Source organism: Agromyces sp. NPDC058136, assembly GCF_042884375.1.
In the GTDB taxonomy this organism is placed as follows: Bacteria; Actinomycetota; Actinomycetes; order Actinomycetales; family Microbacteriaceae; genus Agromyces.
Genome location: NZ_JBHVUA010000005.1, coordinates 337063 through 357838 on the forward strand (window position 1 = coordinate 337063; position 20776 = coordinate 357838).

Genomic DNA, 20776 nt, shown 5'->3' on the forward strand with positions numbered 1-20776 from the left:
CTAGTAATTAGCCGAAGCAGATTCATCGACGCATTGCCGCCCCGACGGATGGAGACACGATGCCCCTCACCGCCATCGAGGAAGTCGTGCTCCTCGACGCCGACGACCGCCCGATCGGCCGCGCACCGAAGGCGAGCGTGCACGGCGCCGACACCGCTCGGCACCTCGCCTTCTCGTGCCACGTCTTCAACGCCCGGGGTGAACTGCTCGTCACCCGCCGCGCCCTCGCGAAGCAGGCCTGGCCCGGCGTGTGGACGAACTCGTTCTGCGGGCACCCCGCCCCGGCGGAGACGCTCGTGCATGCGATCCGGCGCCGCGGCGAGTTCGAGCTCGGCCTCGCCCTCGACGACATCCAGCCCGTGCTCCCGACGTTCCACTACCGCGCGACCGACGCCTCGGGCATCGTCGAGAACGAGCTCTGCCCCGTCTACACCGCCCGAAGCTCCTCGATCCCCGAACCGCACCCCGGCGAGGTCGCCGAATACCGCTGGGTCGAAGTCCGCCGGCTCGCCGTCGCGATCGAGCACGCCCCGTGGGCGTTCAGTCCGTGGTTCGTGCTGCAGGCGCGGCTGCTGCCGTTCCTCGGCGGATCGCTCGAGGGTTCGCCGAGCGGTTCGCCGAGCCGTTCGCTGAACGGCTCGCGCGCCGAGCGGGAGGCGATCGCCTCATGATCGGCACGCTTCTCGATCGCCCGGTCGACGGGGCCGCGGCCGTCGACGCCTTCCTCGACGGCTGGTTCACCGAACGGCTCGATCGGGCCGCGAGCCACGGCGACGACTACGTGCTCCTCTGGCGGACCGCCCGCGACGGCGCCGCCGGCGGCAAGCGCATCCGCCCCGCGCTCGTGCTCGAGGCGCACGCCGCCTTCGCCGGGGCGCGGTCCCACGAGGCAGTGCGGCTCGCCTCGGCGTTCGAGCTGCTGCACACGGCGTTCCTCATGCACGACGACGTCATCGACCACGACCTCGTGCGCCGCGGTGCGCCGAACGTCGCGGGGCGTTTCGCGATCGAAGGCCTGGCCCGTGGCCTGTCGAGCGCCCGCGCGAACGAGCTCGGCGAGGCCTCCGCGATCCTCGCGGGCGACCTGCTGCTGAGCGGTGCGCACCGGGTGGTCGCCGGGCTCGACGCCCCCGTCGAGGTGCGCGAGCTCCTGCTCGCGATCCTCGACGAGTGCGTCTTCCTCGCCGCGGCGGGCGAGCACGCCGACGTCCGCCAGGCGGGCGGCGCCCCGGGCGAGGGCGACATCCTCGCGATGATCGAGCACAAGACCGCCTCGTACTCGTTCAGCGCGCCGCTCCAGGCGGGGGCGGTGCTCGGCGGAGCGCCGACGCGTGCGGTGCTCGAGCTCGGTTCGATCGGCCGCCACCTCGGCGTCGCCTTCCAGTTGCGCGACGACGTGCTCGGGGTGTTCGGCTCCGCGCGCGCCACCGGCAAGTCCGTCGTGGGCGACCTGCGCGAGGGCAAGGAGACGCTGCTGATCGCCTACGCCCGCGAGCACGTCGGCTGGGACGGCGTGGCCGCCGACTTCGGCTGCGCCGAGCTCGACGAGGCGGGGGCCGCCCGCCTGCGCGGCGCCATCGAAGCGAGCGGCGCGCGCGCCCGCGTCGAGCGGATGATCGACGAGCGATGCGCCGACGCGATCGCGGCGATCGAGCGCGCGGCCCTGCCGCCCGCACTCGTCGCCGCACTCACGACGACCGCGCACGCCTGCGTGGAGCGGGCACGATGACCGCGACCGCGACGGGCCTCGCGCTCTACGACCGCACCGCCGAACGCAGTTCGGCGCAGGTGATCTCCCGCTACTCGACCTCGTTCGGCCTCGCGAGCCGGCTCTGCTCCCCCACGGTCCGCACGCATCTCGCCGACATCTACGCGCTCGTGCGCATCGCCGACGAGATCGTCGACGGCCCGGCGGAGGAGGCGGGCCTCGGGCCCGCGCAGCGGCGCGAACTGCTCGATGCGCTCGAGGCGGAGACCGAGATCGCGACGGCGCGCGGCTACAGTTCGAACCTCGTCGTGCACGCCTTCGCGCAGACGGCGCGGGCGACGGGGTTCGGCGCAGAGCTCACCCGGCCGTTCTTCGCGTCGATGCGGCGCGATCTCGACCCGGTGCGGTTCGACGAGGCCGAGCTCCGCGAGTACATCCACGGTTCGGCCGAGGTCGTCGGGCTGATGTGCCTGCGCGCCTTCAGCCAGGGGCTCCCGAGCGACGAGACCCGCGATGCCCGCTGGCAGCGGGGCGCTCGGCACCTCGGAGCGGCGTTCCAGAAGATCAACTTCCTGCGCGATCTCGCCGACGACGTCGACGCGCTCGGCCGCAACTACTTCCCGGGTCTCGATCCGCACTCGTTCGGCGAGGCCGAGAAGCATCGCCTGCTCGACGACATCGATCGCGATCTCGCGATCGCCGGCGAGGTGGTCGGCGAGCTCCCCGGCGGAGGCCGCCGCGCCGTCGCCGCGGCGCATGCACTGTTCTCCGCCCTCGCCGTGCGCCTGCGGCGCACCCCGGCGGCCGAGCTCCTGTCGACGCGGGTGAGCGTGCCGACCTCGCGCAAGCTCGTGCTGCTCGTTCGCGCTGCGGCCTCGCGCCCGCACCCGCATCGCCGTCCCGCGACTCGATCGATCGGGGCGACGGCGTGAGCCGCGTCGCCGTCATCGGCGCGGGCATCGCCGGGCTCGCGTCCGCGGCCCTGCTCGCGCGCGACGGCCACGAGGTCGTCGTCGTCGAGCAGCACGGCGAGCTCGGCGGTCGCGCCGGGCGGTGGGATGCCTCGGGGTTCCGCTTCGACACCGGGCCCTCCTGGTACCTCATGCCGGAGGTGTTCGAGCACTTCTTCCGGCTCATGGGCACGACGACCGCCGCCGAGCTCGAGCTCGTGCGCCTCGACCCTGGCTACCGCGTGTTCTTCGAGGGGCGGCCGGGGCCGCTCGACCTCGGTGCCGACCGCGCCCGCTCGGTCGCCGCCTTCGAGTCGATCGAGCCGGGTGCCGGCGCAGCGCTCGAACGTCACCTCGACTCGGCGGGCGAGACGGCGCGGCTCGCGGTCGACCGCTTCCTGTACACCGACTTCTCGTCGCCGGTCGCGCTGCTCTCGGCTCCCGTGCTGCGACGGCTCGGGCGGCTCGCGCGCCTGCTGCTGCAACCGCTCGACCGCTTCGTCGCCGCGGGCTTCCGCGACGAGCGGCTGCGGCAGGTGCTCGGCTACCCGGCGGTGTTCCTCGGCACCTCCCCGCAGGCTGCGCCGAGCATGTACCACCTGATGAGCCACTTCGACCTCGACGACGGGGTCCGGTATCCGCTCGGCGGGTTCCGCGAGCTCATCGATCGTGTGGCGGGGCTCGCTGGTCGCGCCGGTGCCCGGTTCGTCCTCAACGCCCGGGTGACGGGCATCGTCGTCGAATCGGGGGCGGCGCGTGGCATCCGCTATGTCGATGCGAACGGTGCCGAGCATGTGGCGGAGGCCGACCTCGTGGTCTCGGCCGCAGATCTGCACCACACCGAGCACGCGCTGCTGCCGCCCGAGCTGCGCAGCCGATCGGAGGCCTCGTGGCGGCGCGCCGACCCGGGGCCCGGCGCGGTGCTCGTGATGCTCGGGGTGCGCGGCCGGCTCCCCCGGCTGACGCACCACAACCTCCTCTTCACCGACGACTGGACGGCCAACTTCGACGCCGTCTTCGGGCGGTCGCCGCGGGTACCCGACCCGGCCTCCCTCTACGTCTGCATGCCGAGCGCGAGCGACCCGACGGTCGCGCCCGAAGGCCACGAGAACCTCTTCGTGCTCGTGCCGGTTCCCGCCGATCCCGGTCTCGGCCACGGCGGCGTCGACGGCGGGGGCGATGCGACGGTCGAACGGGTCGCGGACGCCGCGATCGCGCAGATCGCCGCCTGGACGGGTGAGCGCGACCTCGCCGATCGCATCGTCGTGCGCCGCACCGTCGGCCCCGCCGACTTCGCCGACGACTTCAACTCGTGGCGCGGCGGGGTGCTCGGGCCGGCGCACGTGCTGCGGCAGAGCGCCTTCTTCCGCGGCCGCACCGCCTCGCCGACCGTCGCCGGGCTGTACTTCGCGGGTGCGACGACCGTGCCCGGCATCGGCCTGCCGATGTGCCTCATCAGCGCCGAACTCGTGCTGAAGGCCGTCCGCGGCGAGCGCGGGACGGGCCCGCTGCCCGAGCCCCGCGTGCGGAGCGTGCCGGCGTGAGCATCGGGTACCTCGCGATCCTCGTGTGCGGCCTCGTCTGCATGGGCCTCCTCGACGTGCGCTTCCGGCTCGTGCTCGCCGCGTCCGGGCGCGGCGCGCGGGCAGCGCTCGTGCTCGCGATCGGGCTCGCGTTCTTCCTCGCGTGGGATCTCGCGGGCATCGCGCTCGGCATCTTCCACCGGGCCGAGAACACCGTGAGCACGGGGGTGCTGCTCGCGCCCGAGCTCCCGCTCGAGGAGCTCGTCTTCCTGGGCTTCCTCTGCTACCTGACGCTCGTGCTCTACACGGGGGCGCTGCGGGTGGTCGCGCGGCGGACCGCCCGCGGTGCTCCCGGTGCTCCCGCTGCGCACGCCGCCTCCGCTGGATCCCGGCGGGAGGCGCGTCCGTGACCTATCTCCTGCTCTCGGCCGTGTTCCTCGCGGCGGCGGCCGCCGTCGCGGCGGCCGGGTGGCGGCGCGCGCCCCGCGGGCACGGCCGTGCGGTGCTCGCCGCGGCGGCCGCGCTCGTCGTGCTCACCGCGGTCTTCGACACGGTCATGATCGCGGTCGGCCTCTTCGACTACCGCGACGAGCACATCTGGGGCGTGCGCATCGGCCTCGCCCCCGTCGAGGACTTCGCGTACCCGATCGCCGCGGTGCTGCTGCTCAGCGGCCTGTGGAACCTGCTCGGCCCGAGGGAGCGCACGCATGCCGACTGAGACCCGTCGCCGCGGCGTCGTCGCCGAGCTCGTCACCGCCTCCCGCCCGCTGAGCTGGATCAACACGGCGTTCCCCTTCGCCGCCGCCTACCTGCTGACCACCCGTGAGATCGACGTCGCGCTCGTCGTCGGCACGCTCTTCTTCCTCGGGCCGTACAACCTCGCGATGTACGGCATCAACGACGTCTTCGACTACGCCTCCGACGCGGCGAACCCGCGCAAGGGCGGCGTCGAGGGGGCCCTGCTCGAGCCGGGGCGGCACCGGCTCACGATCGTCGCGGCGATCGCGCTCTGCGCGCCGTCCGTGGTCGTGCTCGTTCTGCTCGGCGGCCCGTGGTCATGGCTCGTGCTCGCGATCAGCCTCTTCGCGGTCGCCGCGTACTCGGTGCCCGGTCTCCGCTTCAAGGAGGTGCCGTTCCTCGATTCGGTCACCTCGAGCATCCACTTCGTGAGCCCGGCCGTGTACGGGCTCGTGCTCGCGGGCGCCGCGCTCACCCCGCAGCTCGTGGCACTGCTCGGGGCGTTCTTCGCCTGGGGCGTCGCGAGCCACGCCTTCGGCGCCGTGCAGGACGTCGTGCCCGACCGGGCCGGCGGCATCGCCTCGATCGCGACCGTGCTCGGCGCCGCGCGCACCGTGCGGTTCGCGATCGCCGCGTGGACGGTCGCCGGTCTCCTGATGATCGCGACCGCATGGCCCGGCCCGCTCGCCGCGATCCTCGTGATCCCCTACATCGCCGCTGCGGCGCCCTTCGCGAACGTGCGCGATGCCGACTCGGGTCGTGCGAACGACGGCTGGCGGCGGTTCCTCGCGATCAACTACGTCGTGGGGTTCCTCGTCACCATGCTGCTCATCTGGTACGCGGCGCTCACGGGGTGAGCGGTACGACCGGTACGACCGGCGCGTTCGTCGCGGCCGGCCCGCTCCTGCGCAGCAGCTCGGTCGAGTGCGCGAGGTGTTCGCGCATCGCGTCGGCGCCGCGGCGCTGCACGGCGTCGAGGAGCTCGCGGTGCTCGGCGACGAGCCCGTCGAGCGTGTAGTGGGGTCGCACGTGCAGCAGGAACAGCAGCAGCTCGCTGCCGAGCGCCTCGTGCGCCTCGACGATCCGTGGGCTCGACGAGGCGGCGACGATCGCCCGGTGGAGGTCGGCGTGCAGCCGCTCCACCTCGAGCCAGTCGATGCCCTCATCGGAGCCGGCGACCTCGCGCGCCCCCGCCCCCGCTTCCGCGGCGATCTCCGCGAGCCGTTCGAGCACGGCGACGGCGGGCGCGAGCACCTCCTCGGGCCATGCGTCGCCGTACCGCTCGCCCGCGACGCGCACCGCCTCGCCCTCGAGGGCCGCCCGCAGCTGCTGCAGGGCGTCGATCTCGTCGGGGTCGAAACTCACGACCCGCACCCCTCGGTACGCCTCGGCGACGGCGAGCCGTTCGGCGACGAGCAGCTGGAACGCCGCCCGCACGGTGTGCCGCGACACCCCGAAGCGCTCGGCGGCGGCCTCCTCGCGCAGCGGCGATCCGAGGGCGACCGTGCCGCTCAGGATCTCGGCGCGCAGCGCCTCGTGCACCCGTTCGACGACGGTGTCAGCGGAGAGCGGCGGCACGTGGCATCCCCTCGTGTCGATTCGGTCAGTCGCGGAGCTTCGATCGCACGATGAGCCAGACGAGCCCGCCGACCGCTGCGGCGACGCCGACGGCCGCCGCGATCGCGGCGCCCGGCTGCTCGTCGTAGAACGACTTCATCGACGCCTTCGCCCGGTCGACGCGGAGGCCCACCTGCTTCGGCACGTTGAGCTTGTCTTCGAGGGCGTTGAGGGTGCCGGCGAACTCGGCCCGCGCCTGGGCGGAGGCGGCGCGCGCCTCGACCCGCGTGAGGTTGCGTTCGCGCTCGGCGACCTCGCGCTTCGAGGGGCGCGGGGCGTCAGTAGCGGCGGTCATAGTCACCCGTTCCCTTCAGGGCGTCGAGGTCGGCTTTGAGGCTCTCGACCGATTCGAGCGGTTCGGCCCCGCGCTGGAAGTTCACGATGCCGATCCAGACGAGGACGGCGATGATGAGGAGCAGCACACCCGACACGACGAGGGCGGCCGCCCAGGCCGGCATGACGAGCGCGAGCGCGAAGATCGCGGCGGCGAGCAGCGTGAAGATCAGGAACGGCAGCACCACGAGCGCCACGACGAAGAACCCCGAGCCGATGCCGAAGTGCTTGACCTTGTAGGTGACCTCCGCCTTGATCTGATCGATCTCGGCCTTCACGAGGTTCGAGATCGTGTCGGGCAGTTCGCCGATCAGTGTGAAGAGCGAACGTTCGTCGTTCGTCGGTGCGGCCATCGCGCGATCACCTCGGTTCTCTATGAGTCGGATGCCGCGGGCTTGCCGCCGCGCGGCGTCGTGGTGCGCTTCGCAGTGGCCTTCGGCTTCGCCGGCTTCGCGGCGCTCGCGGCCGTGTCGGCCGCGGAGTCGATTGCCTCGCTCAGCGTGTCGGCCACGTTGTCGACCGCGGACTTCGTCGCACGGGCGCCGTCGGCGACGCCCTGCTTCGCCTTGCTCGCCACGTCGGCGACGTCGTGCTTCGTGGCGCCCGAGCCGCGGGTCGCGTTGCCGATGAACGACTTGACGCCGTCGAGCACGCTGTCGGAGAGGTCGCCCACCTTGTCGGCGGCGAAGCCCTTGACCGAGTCGACGCCCTGCTGCACGGCGGGGGTGTTCCACACGCCCTCTGCGGCGCGCTTGATCTGCTCGTAGCGTTCGCGGCCGGCGCGCGTGCCGAGCACGTACCCCACTCCGAGTCCGACGACGAAGAGGATCTTGCCCTTCATGTGCACCCCCGACTTCCTGCGCTGTTGCGCTGCAGCGACCTCTCAAGCGTAGACCCCGCGCCGAGCGACGCAAGGGGGTTGAGACGAAATATTCCGTTTCGGCTATGCACTCGCGGGCGGTGCGACGCGGCGGTGGCGGATGCGTGCAGCGGCCTCGCGTGCGTGCGGCACCACCGAGGCGAGCCCGGTGCCCGACACCCAGGAGCCGGTGACCTCGATGCCCGGTTCCGCGGCGATCGTCTCCTCGAGCGAACGCACACGCTCGAGCTGGCCAATGGCGGCGTGCGACACGGCGTCGCGCCATTCGGTGCGGCCCGCGGCCCGGAGCATCCCGGCGTCGAGCGGCACGCCGAGCACCGCGCTCGCGTCGGCGAGCGCGAGCGCCGAGACCTCGTCGTCGCCGAGCCCTTCGAGGGGATTCGCCTGACCCGCGCGGCCGTAGGAGAGGCGCACGACGTGACGGCCTCCGGCCTGTTCGGCGAGCCACGCCCACTTCGCGGACGAGTGGGTGAGCGCCTTCGCGGCGACGCCCGGGGCGTCGGCGGCGACGAGCACGCCGGTGCCGCGGGGGGCGTCGTCGAGTGCGGGCGCGTCGAGCACGAGCGTCACGAGTTCGATGGATGCCCCCTGCGGCCAGTCGCTCGTCGACTCCCACCCCTCGACGGCCTGCTCGAGGAGCCCGAGCGAGGTGTGCGAGGCCGCGGCGAGCACGACGTCGGGCGCGAAGAGCTCGACCGGCTCGGTCGATCGATCGGCCTCCTCCGTCGGTCGAGCAGGGAGCGGAGCGACCGTATCGAGACCACGCTCCCCGCGCACCACCCACCCGTCGCCGTCGCGCTCGAGCGCCGCGACCTCGACGCCGGTGAGCACCGTCACGTCGAAGCGGTCGAGTTCGCGGGCGAGCGCGTCGACGAGCGTGTGCATCCCGCCGCGGAGACCGCGCACCGCGCCGCCTGCCTTGCGCTGTTCGACCATCTGGCCGACGCCGCCCGAGAGCGAGCCCGTGCGCGTCATCGCCTCGTTGAGCCCGGGCGCGACGAGGTCGAGGTCGAGCAGGTCGGGGTCGGCCGAGTACACGCCGGAGGAGATCGGGGTGACGAGCCGGTCGAGCACCGCCTGCCCCATGCGCGAACGCACGAGCTTGCCGAGGCTGTGCGCGCGGCCGATGCGGAGGATCGGCATGAGCCGGTCGGCATACGCGCGCGTCGCGCCGCTCCAGCCGATGATGCGGCGCACGTCGTCGCCGAGCGGGTTCGCGGGGATCCCGAGGACGCCGGTCTTCGGCAGCGGCGCGGCGTCGAGTGCGCCGCCGTCGCCCCAGACGAGCCATGCGCCCGCGCGGTTCGGGTCGACGATCTCGTCGTCGAGCCCGAGCGACGAGAGGAGCTCGGCGACGCCGCCGCCACGGGTCGCGAACGACTCGGCGCCCGAGTCGAGCGTGAGTCCGTCGAGCTCGATGCGGCCGACGCAACCGCCGAGTTCACCGCGTCGCTCGACGATCGTGACGGCGAGGCCGATCTTCGCGCACTCGAGCGCGGCGACCATGCCGGCGACGCCGCCGCCGATCACGACGACGTCGGACCCCGACGATCGAGGGGCGCTCGTCTCGAGACCCCCGTCGCTCACGCGGCGCCCGCCTCGTGCACGAGCTCGACGACGCGGGTGAGCACGGTCGGGTCGGTCTCGGGCGGCACGCCGTGGCCGAGGTTGAAGACGTGGGCGGGCGCGACCTCGGCGCGGCGCAGCACGTCGCGCACGGCGGCCTCGAGCACCGGCCACGGCGCCGCGAGCAGCGCGGGGTCGAGGTTGCCCTGCAGCGGCACGCCCGCGCCGATGCGCTCGGCGGCGACGTCGAGCGGCACCCGGTAGTCGACGCCGACGACGTCGACGCCGACCTCCTTCATCGCGCCGAGCAGTTCGCCGGTGCCGACGCCGAAGTGCACGACCGGCACCGGGCGGGCGGGCTGCGCCTGCCCCGCGGCATCCGTCACCTCGTAGGCGAGGTCGTGCACGTGCGCGAGCGCCTTCGCCGAGGCGGGGGCGACGTGGGTCTCGTAGTCGGCGAGCGAGAGCGCGCCGGCCCACGAGTCGAAGAGCTGCGCGGCCGAAGCGCCGGCGAGCACCTGCGTGCGCAGGAACCGGCCCGTGAGCTCGGCCATCCACTCCATGAGCGCGCGCCACGCGCCGGGGTCGGCGTGCATGAGGGTGCGGGCGGCGAGGTGATCCTTCGAGGGGCCGCCCTCGGTGAGGTAGGCGGCGAGCGTGAACGGCGCACCCGCGAAGCCGATGAGGGGCGTCGCGGTGCCCGAGCCGTTGTCGGTCGTCGCGAGTTCGGCGATCGTCTGCGCCACCGCCTCGGTGATCGGGCCGGATGCCTCGTCGAGGCGTGCGGGGTCGATCGCCGTCAGCTCGGCGACCGCAGCAGCATCCGCGTAGCCCTTGCCGAACACCGGGCCGCGGCCCGGCTGGATCTCGACGTCGACGCCGACGAGCTTCAGCGGCACGACGATGTCGCTGAAGAAGATGCCCGCGTCGACCTTGTGGCGCCGCACGGGCTGCAGGGTGATCTCGCTCGCCATCACGGGGTCGAGGCACGCATCGAGCATGCGCGTGCCGACGCGGAGGTCGCGGTACTCGGGCAGCGAGCGGCCGGCCTGCCGCATGAACCACACCGGAGTCGTGTCGGCGCGTTCACCGCGGTAGGCGCGCACGAGGCGCGAGTCGCTGGTGAGGCCGGCGGAGAGGGGATGCTGCGGGGAGAGGATCACGCCCGACATTGTCTCGCATCGGGCTGGGAGGGCCTCGACACGCTCCGGCTCGTGCCGACCGCACGCCTGCCTCGTGCAGACCCGGCGCCTACAACCGCTCCGCGATCACCGCGGCCGCAGACAGCCACGCGTCACGGGTGCCGTCCGAGAGCGCCTCGAAGTCGATCGGGCCGCCGTCCACGAGGGCTGGATCGAACGGCACCCGGGTGACCGCGGAGGTGACCTGCGAGAAGTGCGATTCGAGCCGGTCGACGAGCGCGGGGTCGGGGCGCGCCGACGGCGCGGCCAGGATGGTCACGGCCTCGTCGACCTTCTGCCCGAAGCCCTTCTCGCGGAGCCCGTCGAGGAGCCACGCGGCACTCGCCGCCGTGTCCTCGCGCACCGTCGACACGATGACGAGCTGGTCGGCCGCGGCCACCGCGGCGATCCAGTTCGACGCCCGCATGTTGTTCCCCGTGTCGATGAGGATGATCCGGTAGTACTTGGCGAGCACCTCGTGGAGCCGGTCGAACGCGGCCGCGTCGATCGTGGAGGACGCGGTGGCGTCCTCGTCGGAGGCGAGCACGTCGAAGCGGGCGTCGACCTGCGTGCGGACGTAGGCGTCGAGGCGGGCGAGGCTCGAGGCGTCCGCATCGGTGAAGCTCGGCAGGTCGCCGAGCAGGTCGACCGCCGTGCGATGGTGCGGCGCGTGCTGAGCACGCCACCCGAGCGTCCCGCGCGTCTCGTTGTTGTCCCAGGCGAGGGTCGAGCCGCCGCGGAGCGTTCCGAAGGTCGCCGCGAGCAGCAGCGTGCTCGTCGTCTTGTGGGCGCCGCCCTTGGGGTTCAGGATGACGATCGTGCGCGGCCCGCCGAGGCGTCGCTGCACCGCGCGCTCGCGCTCGAGGCGCGACTGCTCGGCGCGGCTGGGCGCGGGCGAGATCGCGCCTCGCGTCACCTTGCGCACCGCGCCGCGCCAGCCGGTCGTCGCCCGATCGCGACGCGGGCGGCTGCGGCTGTTCAGCAGGTCGTCGACCGTGGGCTTGCCGGTGTCGACCGCCGCGGCGCGCGTCGGCGTCGCGGGCAGCGGGCTCGCCGGCAGTGCCGTGCTCGCGGCGGCCGCCGGGACGGGGAGCGGCGCCGTCGGGTTCGGCGCGGCCGCCTCGTGCTGGGGATGTCCCGGCGCGGCCTCGGGCATCGTCACCGCGCCGTCGGGGTGGATGACGAGCGACCAGGTCCTCGCCCCGTCGACGAGGTGCGCCGTCAACGGAGTCCCGGCGGAGGCGGCGCGCAACCGGACGGCCTCCACGATCCGCTCGTTCAGGGCATCGCGACTCGCGGCGATCACCTGCTCGACGTCGCCGTCGACATGGACCTCGGCCTCCGTGCTCGATCGCAGGTAGACGGTCGGCTGGCTGGTATTCACGTTCACATCTCCCCCATGTGCGTCACCGGGGAATCGCCGCGAACGCCGAACAGCACCCGGACGCGACCGGATGCTGTGCGATTCCCCCGTGTTCGAGCGTAGCCGGTGCGATCGCGGCCCCCACATCGAACTGAAGAACCCTTACCTTCGATCGCTGTTCGCGCTAGAGTCGGGGGCGTTGTGCCCCGTCCCGACGGCACGACGACGTGTCGACGTCGACGTCGACACGCCTCCGCCCCCACGGAGAGAAGCGACGTGTCCCGAATCGTCACGATGCCCCTCGCACCCGCTGCGACGCCCACCTGCCTCTGCGGCTGCGGGTGCACCCCGCCCGGTTCCGCCCGACCCACGAACGGCGCGAACCCGGCGAGCGGCGCACCCCGATGAATACCGCCGAGCACCGCCTGCCGCTGACCTGGCTCGTCGCCGTGCTCACCGTGCTCGTCGTGGGCGGCCTCGTCGCCGCGGCGCCGCAGGTCGAGCGGCTCGTGCCGCGCCTCCCCGAGGTGTCGGGGCGGGCGGCCACGCCGATGTTCCTCGCCGCCGTCGCCGCGCTCGTCGTCGTCGCGCTGGTTGTGCGCCTCGGCTCGCTCGCCAGGTGCCGTGCCCGCCGCCGCGCGCTCGAGCACAGCTTCGCGGGCAGCGTCGAGTGCGGCCTCCGCCATCGCGAGCTCGACGCGACGCTCGGCGAGCTCCTCGGCCGCCGCGTTCCGCTCTCGAACCGTTTCTCGATCGTCGCCGACGACGAGGGCCTCTCCCTCTGGAGCGGTGGCCGGAGGCCCCGTCGCACCGCGCAGTTCGCGTGGCGCGAGGTGCGCAACATCCGCGCCGACGAGATGATCGCCGGCAGCCGCCCGGTGCCGATCGTGGTCGTCCGCGTGCGTCGCGACGGTGCGAGCATCGCGCTGCCGATCATCCTGGCCGCCGAACGCCCCGGTGCCTTCGCGGTGACCGACGCCCCGTTCTACGCCATCGTCCGCTCGTGGAAGGCGCTGCACCGCTCCGCCCTCGAGCGCGAGGGGCTCGAGCTGCCGCCGCTGACCGCGCCGATCCCGGTGATCACCCGCGAGATGCTCGCCGCGGCGCGCTGACACCGACGCACTCGGCGAGGCCCGGCGCACCCGTGACCCCGTGAGTCATCCTCGGCTTCGACGGCGGGTAGAATCCTTGAGTGCTCATCTGCCTGACCGCGAGCCACAAGAATGCCGGGTTCGACACACTCGAGCGTCTGTCGGCGCACGCGGAGACCGCCGCCCCGCGCATCCTCGACCGTCATGACACGCTCCAGGGTGCGATCGTCGTCGCGACCTGCAACCGCTTCGAGGCCTACCTCGACCTCGACACGCCCGAGGGCGACTCCCCCGTGCCCGCGGTCCACGAGGCCATCCGCGCCGTGAGCGACGTCGCCGGACTCGAGCCCGACGAGCTGCGCGCGACCTTCGGCTTCGTGCACGGCAATGCCGTCGCAGGACACCTCTTCTCCGTGGCATCCGGCCTCGAATCGGTCGTCGTCGGCGAAGGCGAGATCGCCGGGCAGGTGCGCCGCTCGCTCGAGCGCGCCCGCGCCGAGGGCACGACGACCCCCGAGCTCGAGCGCCTCTTCCAGCGCGCCTCGCAGACCTCGCGCCGGGTGAAGAACCAGACGGGCGTCGGCGGCGCCGGCCGCTCGCTCGTGCGCCTCGCCCTCGAACTCGCGTCGAGCCGCGTCTCCGACTGGTCCGCCGCGCGCGTGCTGCTCGTCGGCACCGGCCAGTACGCGGGCGCGACGCTCGCGGCCCTCCGCGACCGCGGCGCGAACGACGTGCGCGTCTACTCGCCCTCGGGTCGGGCCGCGAAGTTCGCCCGCAATCACGACATCACCGCCGTCTCGCACTCGGGCTACGCCGTCGCGGCAGCCGCGGCCGACGTGATCATCACCTGCACGACCGCCGACCACCACGTCGTCGACCGGGTGCTGCTCGAAGGCGGTCGCGCGACGCTCTCCGCCTCCCACACGGCGCCCGACCCCTCCGCGTCGGCGGTGCTTGCCGAGTTCCGCGCCTGGTGCCCCGTGCCCGAGGCCGCGCACGACGCCCGCCAGCTCGTCATCGACCTCGGCATGCCGCGCAACGTCGCGACCGATGTCGTCGAGGTCGACGGGGTCGAGCTGCTCGACCTCGAGACCATCCGCCGTCACGCACCGCTCGAAGAGCTCGGCGCGACCGACGACGCCCGGGTCATCGTCGACCGTGCCGCCCGCAACTTCGGCGCCGTCGGCGAGGAGCTCGACCTCGCGCCCTCCGTCGTCGCACTGCGTTCGCACGTGCAGGGCGTGCTCGACGCGGAGATCTCCCGCGCCCGTTCGCGCGGCACCGGCGACGCGGTCGTCGACGAACGGGTCGAGGCGGCGCTGCGCCACATGGCCGGCGTGCTGCTGCACACCCCGATGGTGCGCTCCCGCGAGTACGCCCGCTCGGGCGAGCAGCGCGCCTGGATCGACGGCCTCGAGGCCGTCTTCGGCGTGCGCGCCGACGAGCTGCACTAGCCCCGGGGCATCCGGTGGCTGCGATGGCCACCGCCGCGCACGAAAGTGCAAGGTTGCGTCAGGAACCCGGCGACCGCCGCGCGTGCGCCGCGCGGAACTCGGTCGGCGGGGCGCCCGCCTTCCGGGCGAAGAGCCGTGAGAAGAACGCGGGATCGTCATAGCCGACGGCCGCCCCGATGACGCGCACGGGCAATGCCGTGCCGGCGAGCAGGGCCTGCGCCCGCTCGATCCGAGTCGTCACGATGAACTCGTGGGGCGACTGCCCGGCGGCCTGCTGCACGACCGCGCGCAACGCAGCGGGCGAGAGCCCGAGTCGCCTGGCCCGTTCGGCGACGTCAACCCGATCGGCGGCCGTCTCCCGGAGAGCGGCGAGGACGCGAGCCGCCGTGCGCTCGGCGCCGTCGGGCCGGATCTCGACGTCGGCGGCGAGCGCGGCGAGGCGGAGGCAGATCGCGGATGTCTCGAGCCGCGCAGAGCGGCGGGGCGAGTCGAGCAGGTCGCGCAGCTCGGCGAACAGCGCGGGGAGCTCGGCGGGCGTGCGGGCGAGGCGTGTGACCGGACGTGCCGTCTCGAACGCACCGAGCTCGACGAGCGCAGGCACCGTCACGCCCTCGAGGAGCAGCCAGTGCTCCGTCCACCCGTCGGGTCCCGGTCCATAGCCGTGCACGCGCCCGGGCGGGACGCGGATCACCGCCGGCGACGCGAACTCGATCCGTCCGTGTCGATGATCCTGGTAGGCCCCGGCGCCCTCGCTCACGAAGACGAGCGCGTGGCTCTCGATGCGACGGCCGGAGAATCCGGTGCGTGCTTCGCTCTGCTCGCCTGCGCCGAGGCAGACGAGCCCGTGGTCACGGAGCAGCGGTGAGGTCGCGACGTAGCGCGCCCAGTTCGTCACCATGTCGCAACGATAGTCGTCGCAACGATAGTCCAAGTGGTTCATTGCACGAGTCCATGGAGTGTCCGACCGCGACGGGCGAGCATTGCCTCATGCTCACCTCGAACGGCTATGTCCTCGATGACCGCCCCGACCGCCTCGGGCGCCTCGAGCCCGTGCCCGCGGCCGAGCGCGGCGATCGCGAGGCGCTCTGGTCACGGCTCCGCCGCGACGGCTACCTCTACCTGACCGGCCACCTCGATCCCGCGGAGGTGCTCGCCTTCCGCCGCCACTACTTCGCGGCGCTCGAACCGACGGGGCTCATCGCGGACGGCAGCGACCCCGAGGACGGCATCGCGGCCGATCGCGACCTCGACCGGGGCTCGTATCGACGCATCCTCTTCGACGAGATCGTCCCCGGCGACGAGTACCTGGCCCTCTGCGCCGCGCCGCGCGTCGCCGACTGGTTCGCCTGGTTCCTCGACGACGAGGTGCACCTGCACCGGCGCAAGATCATCCGGCACACGAAACCCGGCGAGCGCGGCATCGGCACCGCGACGCAGGCCCACTACGACCTCGTGTACCTGCGCGAGGGCAGCGATCGCGTGCTGTCGATGTGGATCCCCCTCGGCGACGTCCCGCTCGACCGGGGCGGCCTCGCCTATCTCGAGGGCAGCCACCACCGGGTCATGGCCGAGGAGGCGGCCGGCGGCCTGCCGCATCCGGCGGCGTCGATCACCGCCGACCTGCCCGGCCTCGCCGAGCGGCACGACGCGCGATGGCTCGTGACCGACTACGCCGCCGGCGACGTGATGGTGCACTCCGCCCACATCGTGCACGCGGGGCTCGACAACGTCGACACCGGAGGCCGCATGCGCCTCTCGACCGACATCCGGTATCAGCGCGCCTCCGAACCGATCGACTGGCGATGGCAGGAGCACTGGCACGACCGGGACGGGCTCTGAGCGAACGGCCGATCCCGGACGCACGAACGCCCCCGCGGTGAGGATCGCGGGGGCGCTCGCGCCGTGGCGCCGGCCGACCCGAATCAGGCCGGCGTCACGTCGCTCACTCGGTGCCGAAGAACTCGACTTCGGCGAGTGCCGCCCAAGGCAACCCGTTGTGAGAGCTCAGTGCGACGACCTTGACGTACCGTCCGGTCGCGGGCGCCGTGAACATCACGTTCTGCGTCCCGGTCGCGGCCAGTGCGCCCGAGGCCGCCGGGGCGCCCCAGGTCTCGCCGTCGTCGCTGACGTACACCTCGTACTCCTTGACCCGGCCGTTCGGCTCCGTGCCCGAGCGCTGCTGGATCGAGATCCCGCGCAGTTCGGTCGACGACGCCAGGTCCACGGTGACGTGGTGCGGGAAGGCGGGCGAGCCGCCGAGCCACTGCGTGTGCCAGATCGTCGAGGCCGAACCGTCGAGGAGGTTGGCGGCAGCGCCGTTCTCGCCCACCGTCTCCTCCGAGTCGACGTCGACGACGGTCATGGCGTCCTTCGGCAGCGGGATCGGCGCGGCTTCGCGCACGCCCCACACGTTGAGCTCGTTCGCCCCGGCGAAGGCGGCGCCGTTGATCGAGCTGAGCCCGACGAGCTTCACGAAGCGCGCGTCGACGGGCGCGAACGAGAGGTGCTGCACGGCGGCCGTGCTCGCGAAGTCCCCGCTCGCGACGGGCGTGCCCCAGTTGCTGCCGTCACTGCTCACGTAGAGCTCGTAGGCCTTGATCGACCCGTTGCCCCGGCGCACCTGGTAGTCGAACCCGTCGACCCGGTACTGGTCGCCGAGGTCGAGCGAGATCCAGTGCGGGTAGGGGGTGTCGGGGTTGACCTGCGACCACGCCGAGTGCCACATCGTGGCCGGGTTGCCGTCGATCGCCGCGCCGGGGCTGCCGTCGCCGGTGCCCGGTTCGGCGTCGCTGACCCCCGCGACGCTGAGTCGCGACTGCGGGATGAGCCCGGCGGGCAGGGTGCGGAACGACGCGGATGCCTCGACGGCGCGCGTGCCGCCGGTCACCGTGTACTCGGTGCGGGCCGTGATGTCGTGGTCGCCCTGCTCGAGGTCGGCCGGCGCAGAGACCTGCCAGTTCGTCCGTACCGTCGCACCCGGTGCGACGGTCGCGGTCGTGACGGGCGCGGTCGGCGTCACCGTCCAGCCCTCGGGCACCACGAGCTCGGTCGTGACGGCGGTCGCCGCCTCGGCCTCGTGATTGGTGAACGAGGTGGTGACGGTGTTCGCCTCTCCGGGCACGAGCCCGCTGACGGGCCCTGCGACGGTGAGCTTCGCGCAGGCCGCCGGGGTCTCGCTCTCGCCGAGGTCCTCGATGCGGAGGTTGTCGAGGATGAGGTCGGAGCCCGTGCCGCCGACGGCGTTGCGTCGGAGCCCGACGAACGGGTCGCCGCACGCCGGCGCGTCGAACTCGTGCTCGAAACGGGTGGTCTCGAGCACCTGGCCGAAGTCCGTCGTGGTGAGGTCGAGCGTCGTCGCCGTGCCGTCGACGAGCTGGTCGACGCCCGTCACGAAGGAGTACGCCCCCGCGACGCCGCTCTGGTAGTCGAACGACACCCGGTAGCGGTGGCCCGCCTCGAACGGCACCGAGTACTCGGAGGTGCGGTAGACGAGCCCGCGGTTCTCCTCGTGCGCCATGAGCGAGAAGTCGCCGTCGAGCACCATGTCGAAGGCGCGGCCGTTCCAGCCCTGCTGGGTGAACGGTTCGTTGCGCTTCGCGATGTGGGTGCGCGGGTCGGTCGAGCCGCCCGAGTCGCCCTTGAAGAAGGGGCCCCAGCCCTGGTCGACGACCTCGAAGTCCTCGTCGACGAGCACCTCGCCGCCGGGCACCGGGTCGTCGGTCGCGACGACGCGCACGTTGTCGACGTGCACGAGCGCCTCGCCGTCGCCGGCCGCGATGGTGAGCGTCGGTCGGGTGTCGGCGGTCACCGTGACGAAGGTCCGGAGGCGCTGCACGTTCGTGCCGTGCCATTCGTCGGCGGCCACGTAGTTGACCGCGCCCGAGGAGTCGACGCTCGTCGAGGCGTCCTCGCCGTCGTCGCCGCGCACGTCGACCGAGAGGGTCGTCTCACGCGTCTGGCCCGCCGCGATGCCGACGTCGGCCGAGACCGCGTAGGTGCCGGGTTCGAGCTCGCCGAGCTTCTGGCTGATCGAGGATGCGCCCGCGCCGAGCACGGCGGCGCGTCGACCGAGCGCGTCGCGCTCGATGCTCGCTGCGCCGCTCGGGTTCCAGTCGTCGAGGGCTCCGGCGTTGAACCCGGGGTCCTTCACCTGGGTGCCCTGGCCGAACGCGGCCTTCTTCGGCAGCTTCGATGCGGCGGTCGCCTTGGTGCCCGCGACGAGCACGTACGGTCGGCCCGCCTCGGCGTCGATCGTCACCGCACCGTCGACGACGGGCAGGTCGGCGACCTTGGTGCGTCCGGTGTCGCCGAGGGCGAAGAGCTGCAGCGACGCGGCATCCGCGAAGTCGCCGGTGAGCTGCCATGTGCTCTGACCGCCCGCCGGGGCGTAGTGGTAGAGCTTGTCGGCGTCCTTGCCCGCCTTCGACGACCACGGCAGCAGGTAGCTGTCGCCGCGCAGCACCTCGGCGCCGTCGACCGTGATGACGCGGTCGGCCGCGCTCGTGCCGGTGACGCTCACGCCGTCGGCCAGGTCGATGCGATCGGCCGTCCAGCGTTCGATCTCGTGGTGCTGCAGGAACTTCGCGGGCACGTTCGCGGTCCACACGTTGCCGAGGAACGCGTTGAAGTCGTTCTGCCCCGTCCACCCCTCGAACTCGACGATGTGGCTCGTGCCGAGCAGCGGGTGCGGGTTCCACACGTCGGCCTCGGTGTTGTTCACGAAGCGCAGGATCTGCGAGTTGACGCCCTTGTTCGACGAGCCGCCGTAGTTCTCGTCGTTCGCCCAGTGCGACCAGGTGTTGTTCTCGGCGAGCTTGTCCGCCCACTCCGAGCCGACGCGGAACCCGTGCTTCACGAGCGAGTCCTGCAGCGACTGGGCGAGCCAGCCGTGCTCGTAGTAGACGTCGATGTAGGCGAAGTCGAGGTTGTCATGGGTCGCTTCGGCGAGTTCGCCGATGCGGCGGTCGAGTTCGCCCGAGGCGCGGTCGTAGCGCTGGTCGATGTAGTACGACTGGTCGAGCCAGTTCCATCCCTTGGCGTTCTCGTCCGCGATCTCGTCGCTGAAGGAGTTCGCCTCGGGGTAGATCTCGGTCGCGTTGAGGTGCACGCCGAAGGAGGCGTTCCACTTCTTCCCGGCCTCGACGGCGGCGTTGAGCTCGGCGAGTCCGCCGGCGCGCTCGTTGAAGTTGTCGCCGTAGTCGGTGTTCGCCGAGTCGTGGCCCTCGCTCGTGAAGCCCTTGAGCATCGCCACCTGGCCGAGTCCGTCGGTGTTCAGGGCGATCCGCTTCACGTCGTCGAGCGTCCGCAGGAACGGGTGCGTCGCCTGCGAGGCGAAGTTGAAGGGGATGTGGGTGATCACGTTCTCGGGCGTCTGCTCGCCCTTGGCGGGGGCGATCCGGATGTCGCGCATCGCGATCGCCCCGTCCTGCCAGTCGACCACCTGGTCGCCGTTGGCGTCGGGGGTGACGGCGACCTTGACCCACGGGAGCTCCGCCGTGGCATCCTGCCCCTTCGGACGGTACAGCCACGGGCCGCTCGCGATGCCGACCTCGACCCCGTCGCCAGCGGCGACGGCCTGACGCCAGAAGTTGCCCGAGTCCTTGTTGCTCGCGCCCGACGAGGTGTCGTAGAGCGCGTTCGTCGCGAATGCGGCGGCGAGCTCGCCGGTGTTCGCGATGATCGTGTTCGAACCCTGGGGCGACGCGTCGAGCGGCGTCGACGCGGTGACGGGCAGGAACACGTCGCCCGAGGCGTTGCGGTCGACCGACAGGTTCGCCGCGGCGATCGCCGTGCCCGTCTCGGCCGACGAGACGGTGACGAGCCGGTGATCGGGGATCTGCAGCGTCTGCACGACGCGGTCGGGGTCGACGATCTTCGTGACCTCGATCGTGACGACGTTGCGCTTCACCGACAGGCGCGCCTCGATCGAGACCCCGGCGAGCGCGCTCGGCGTCAGCACGTACTCGACGGCCGTGCGACCGTCGGCGCGCGAGACGACGGTCACCGGCTGGTTCGCGCCGTTGATCGTGACCGTCCCGATCGTGGTGCCGTTGCCGTGCAGCACGGCTCCGGTGCGGCGGTCGGTGTAGCTGACGACCTGCGGGAACGCGGCGTCCGCGACGACCGCGAGCGCATCGCTGCGCAACCCGAACGACGCGCCGGGCACCGGTGCGGTGAACTCGGCGGCGCGCGCGGTGGTCGTGCTCTCGGCGGCCATCGCGGGCGTCGCCGCGAGCGGCACGACGACTCCGCTCGCAACCGCGCACGCGAGTCCGAGGCGCCAGAGGCGGCCCGGTGGGCGTGATGAAGGCATCTTCGTCTCCATTCCGCGTCGAGTCGACGCGTCCATATCGACCTGCGCCGACGGCGCAG

General features: G+C 72.7%; 19 protein-coding genes. 10 read left to right on the plus strand and 9 right to left on the minus strand.

What is annotated here, in order from left to right; all coding sequences use genetic code 11:
• The first annotated feature begins 59 nt into the window (after nucleotides 1-59).
• From idi to ACFVTX_RS15740, 7 genes are read left to right on the plus strand one after another with little or no spacing between them, the layout of a single operon-like run.
• A complete protein-coding gene (gene idi / locus ACFVTX_RS15710) occupies nucleotides 60-671 on the plus strand; it encodes an isopentenyl-diphosphate Delta-isomerase (RefSeq protein WP_386901707.1) in 612 nt (203 codons plus the stop codon).
• On the plus strand, nucleotides 668-1729 hold the full coding sequence (locus tag ACFVTX_RS15715) for a polyprenyl synthetase family protein (protein ID WP_386901709.1): 1062 nt from the start codon (nucleotides 668-670) through the stop codon (nucleotides 1727-1729). The genes idi and ACFVTX_RS15715 overlap by 4 nt, the downstream gene beginning before the upstream one ends.
• Nucleotides 1726-2640: a phytoene/squalene synthase family protein gene (locus tag ACFVTX_RS15720; protein WP_386901711.1), complete on the plus strand. Its 915-nt coding sequence runs from the start codon at nucleotides 1726-1728 to the stop codon at nucleotides 2638-2640. The genes ACFVTX_RS15715 and ACFVTX_RS15720 overlap by 4 nt, the downstream gene beginning before the upstream one ends.
• Complete coding sequence (gene crtI, locus ACFVTX_RS15725; RefSeq protein ID WP_386901713.1) at nucleotides 2637-4202, plus strand: phytoene desaturase family protein; 1566 nt, start codon at nucleotides 2637-2639, stop codon at nucleotides 4200-4202. The genes ACFVTX_RS15720 and crtI overlap by 4 nt, the downstream gene beginning before the upstream one ends.
• A complete protein-coding gene (locus tag ACFVTX_RS15730; RefSeq protein WP_386901715.1) occupies nucleotides 4199-4591 on the plus strand; it encodes a lycopene cyclase domain-containing protein in 393 nt (130 codons plus the stop codon). Before crtI ends, ACFVTX_RS15730 begins: the two co-directional genes overlap by 4 nt.
• Nucleotides 4588-4899, plus strand: a complete 312-nt coding sequence (locus ACFVTX_RS15735; protein WP_386901717.1) for a lycopene cyclase domain-containing protein — start codon at nucleotides 4588-4590, stop codon at nucleotides 4897-4899. Before ACFVTX_RS15730 ends, ACFVTX_RS15735 begins: the two co-directional genes overlap by 4 nt.
• Nucleotides 4889-5776 (plus strand): prenyltransferase, encoded by an 888-nt coding sequence (locus ACFVTX_RS15740; protein ID WP_386901719.1) that lies wholly within the window; start codon nucleotides 4889-4891, stop codon nucleotides 5774-5776. Before ACFVTX_RS15735 ends, ACFVTX_RS15740 begins: the two co-directional genes overlap by 11 nt.
• On the opposite strand, the gene ACFVTX_RS15745 is transcribed toward ACFVTX_RS15740, so the two are convergent.
• The 7 genes from ACFVTX_RS15745 to ACFVTX_RS15775 all read right to left on the minus strand — a co-directional run bounded on the left by ACFVTX_RS15745 (nucleotide 5766) and on the right by ACFVTX_RS15775 (nucleotide 11880).
• Nucleotides 5766-6497, minus strand: coding sequence for a GntR family transcriptional regulator (locus ACFVTX_RS15745; protein ID WP_386901720.1), 732 nt, complete (start codon nucleotides 6495-6497; stop codon nucleotides 5766-5768). The two genes, ACFVTX_RS15740 and ACFVTX_RS15745, sit on opposite strands and share 11 nt — an antisense overlap.
• 25 nt (nucleotides 6498-6522) lie before the next feature.
• Nucleotides 6523-6831 (minus strand): hypothetical protein, encoded by a 309-nt coding sequence (locus ACFVTX_RS15750; protein ID WP_386901722.1) that lies wholly within the window; start codon nucleotides 6829-6831, stop codon nucleotides 6523-6525.
• Complete coding sequence (locus ACFVTX_RS15755) at nucleotides 6815-7222, minus strand: phage holin family protein (RefSeq protein ID WP_386901724.1); 408 nt, start codon at nucleotides 7220-7222, stop codon at nucleotides 6815-6817. Before ACFVTX_RS15755 ends, ACFVTX_RS15750 begins: the two co-directional genes overlap by 17 nt.
• Before the next feature lie 20 nt (nucleotides 7223-7242).
• A complete protein-coding gene (locus ACFVTX_RS15760; RefSeq protein WP_386901726.1) occupies nucleotides 7243-7710 on the minus strand; it encodes a YtxH domain-containing protein in 468 nt (155 codons plus the stop codon).
• Nucleotides 7711-7812: 102 nt separating this feature from the next.
• A complete protein-coding gene (hemG, locus tag ACFVTX_RS15765; protein WP_386901727.1) occupies nucleotides 7813-9336 on the minus strand; it encodes a protoporphyrinogen oxidase in 1524 nt (507 codons plus the stop codon).
• Nucleotides 9333-10487, minus strand: a complete 1155-nt coding sequence (gene hemE, locus ACFVTX_RS15770; RefSeq protein ID WP_386901729.1) for a uroporphyrinogen decarboxylase — start codon at nucleotides 10485-10487, stop codon at nucleotides 9333-9335. The genes hemG and hemE overlap by 4 nt, the downstream gene beginning before the upstream one ends.
• Nucleotides 10488-10566: 79 nt before the next feature.
• On the minus strand, nucleotides 10567-11880 hold the full coding sequence (locus ACFVTX_RS15775; RefSeq protein WP_386901731.1) for a MinD/ParA family protein: 1314 nt from the start codon (nucleotides 11878-11880) through the stop codon (nucleotides 10567-10569).
• A 383-nt stretch (nucleotides 11881-12263) separates the two neighbouring features.
• Here ACFVTX_RS15775 and ACFVTX_RS15780 point away from each other — a divergent pair, with 383 nt between their 5' ends.
• Both ACFVTX_RS15780 and ACFVTX_RS15785 read left to right on the plus strand, forming a co-directional pair.
• The gene (locus tag ACFVTX_RS15780) at nucleotides 12264-12971 is read left to right on the plus strand and encodes a hypothetical protein (protein WP_386901732.1); all 708 of its coding nucleotides are present in this window, start codon (nucleotides 12264-12266) and stop codon (nucleotides 12969-12971) included.
• A gap of 80 nt (nucleotides 12972-13051) precedes the next feature.
• Complete coding sequence (locus ACFVTX_RS15785; RefSeq protein WP_386901734.1) at nucleotides 13052-14404, plus strand: glutamyl-tRNA reductase; 1353 nt, start codon at nucleotides 13052-13054, stop codon at nucleotides 14402-14404.
• Nucleotides 14405-14462: 58 nt separating this feature from the next.
• Here the strand turns inward: ACFVTX_RS15785 and ACFVTX_RS15790 are convergent, their stop codons facing one another.
• Nucleotides 14463-15302, minus strand: coding sequence for a helix-turn-helix domain-containing protein (locus ACFVTX_RS15790; RefSeq protein ID WP_386901736.1), 840 nt, complete (start codon nucleotides 15300-15302; stop codon nucleotides 14463-14465).
• Between the two features lie 89 nt (nucleotides 15303-15391).
• Between ACFVTX_RS15790 and ACFVTX_RS15795 the strand changes: the two genes are divergently transcribed.
• Entirely contained in the window at nucleotides 15392-16243 is an 852-nt protein-coding gene (locus ACFVTX_RS15795; RefSeq protein ID WP_386901738.1) for a phytanoyl-CoA dioxygenase family protein, read from the plus strand.
• Nucleotides 16244-16346: 103 nt separating this feature from the next.
• On the opposite strand, the gene ACFVTX_RS15800 is transcribed toward ACFVTX_RS15795, so the two are convergent.
• Nucleotides 16347-20717: an endo-alpha-N-acetylgalactosaminidase family protein gene (locus ACFVTX_RS15800; RefSeq protein WP_386901739.1), complete on the minus strand. Its 4371-nt coding sequence runs from the start codon at nucleotides 20715-20717 to the stop codon at nucleotides 16347-16349.
• Nucleotides 20718-20776 lie beyond the last annotated feature (59 nt).

Coding starts and splice junctions, on each gene's coding strand:
- idi (WP_386901707.1), top strand. CDS start 60: ATGCCCCTCACCGCCATCGAGGAAGTCGTGCTCCTCGACGCCGACGAC.
- ACFVTX_RS15715 (WP_386901709.1), top strand. CDS start 668: ATGATCGGCACGCTTCTCGATCGCCCGGTCGACGGGGCCGCGGCCGTC.
- ACFVTX_RS15720 (WP_386901711.1), top strand. CDS start 1,726: ATGACCGCGACCGCGACGGGCCTCGCGCTCTACGACCGCACCGCCGAA.
- ACFVTX_RS15740 (WP_386901719.1), top strand. CDS start 4,889: ATGCCGACTGAGACCCGTCGCCGCGGCGTCGTCGCCGAGCTCGTCACC.
- ACFVTX_RS15750 (WP_386901722.1), bottom strand. CDS start 6,831: ATGACCGCCGCTACTGACGCCCCGCGCCCCTCGAAGCGCGAGGTCGCC.
- ACFVTX_RS15755 (WP_386901724.1), bottom strand. CDS start 7,222: ATGGCCGCACCGACGAACGACGAACGTTCGCTCTTCACACTGATCGGC.
- ACFVTX_RS15760 (WP_386901726.1), bottom strand. CDS start 7,710: ATGAAGGGCAAGATCCTCTTCGTCGTCGGACTCGGAGTGGGGTACGTG.
- hemE (WP_386901729.1), bottom strand. CDS start 10,487: ATGTCGGGCGTGATCCTCTCCCCGCAGCATCCCCTCTCCGCCGGCCTC.
- ACFVTX_RS15780 (WP_386901732.1), top strand. CDS start 12,264: ATGAATACCGCCGAGCACCGCCTGCCGCTGACCTGGCTCGTCGCCGTG.
- ACFVTX_RS15790 (WP_386901736.1), bottom strand. CDS start 15,302: ATGGTGACGAACTGGGCGCGCTACGTCGCGACCTCACCGCTGCTCCGT.
- ACFVTX_RS15795 (WP_386901738.1), top strand. CDS start 15,392: ATGCTCACCTCGAACGGCTATGTCCTCGATGACCGCCCCGACCGCCTC.
- ACFVTX_RS15800 (WP_386901739.1), bottom strand. CDS start 20,717: ATGCCTTCATCACGCCCACCGGGCCGCCTCTGGCGCCTCGGACTCGCG.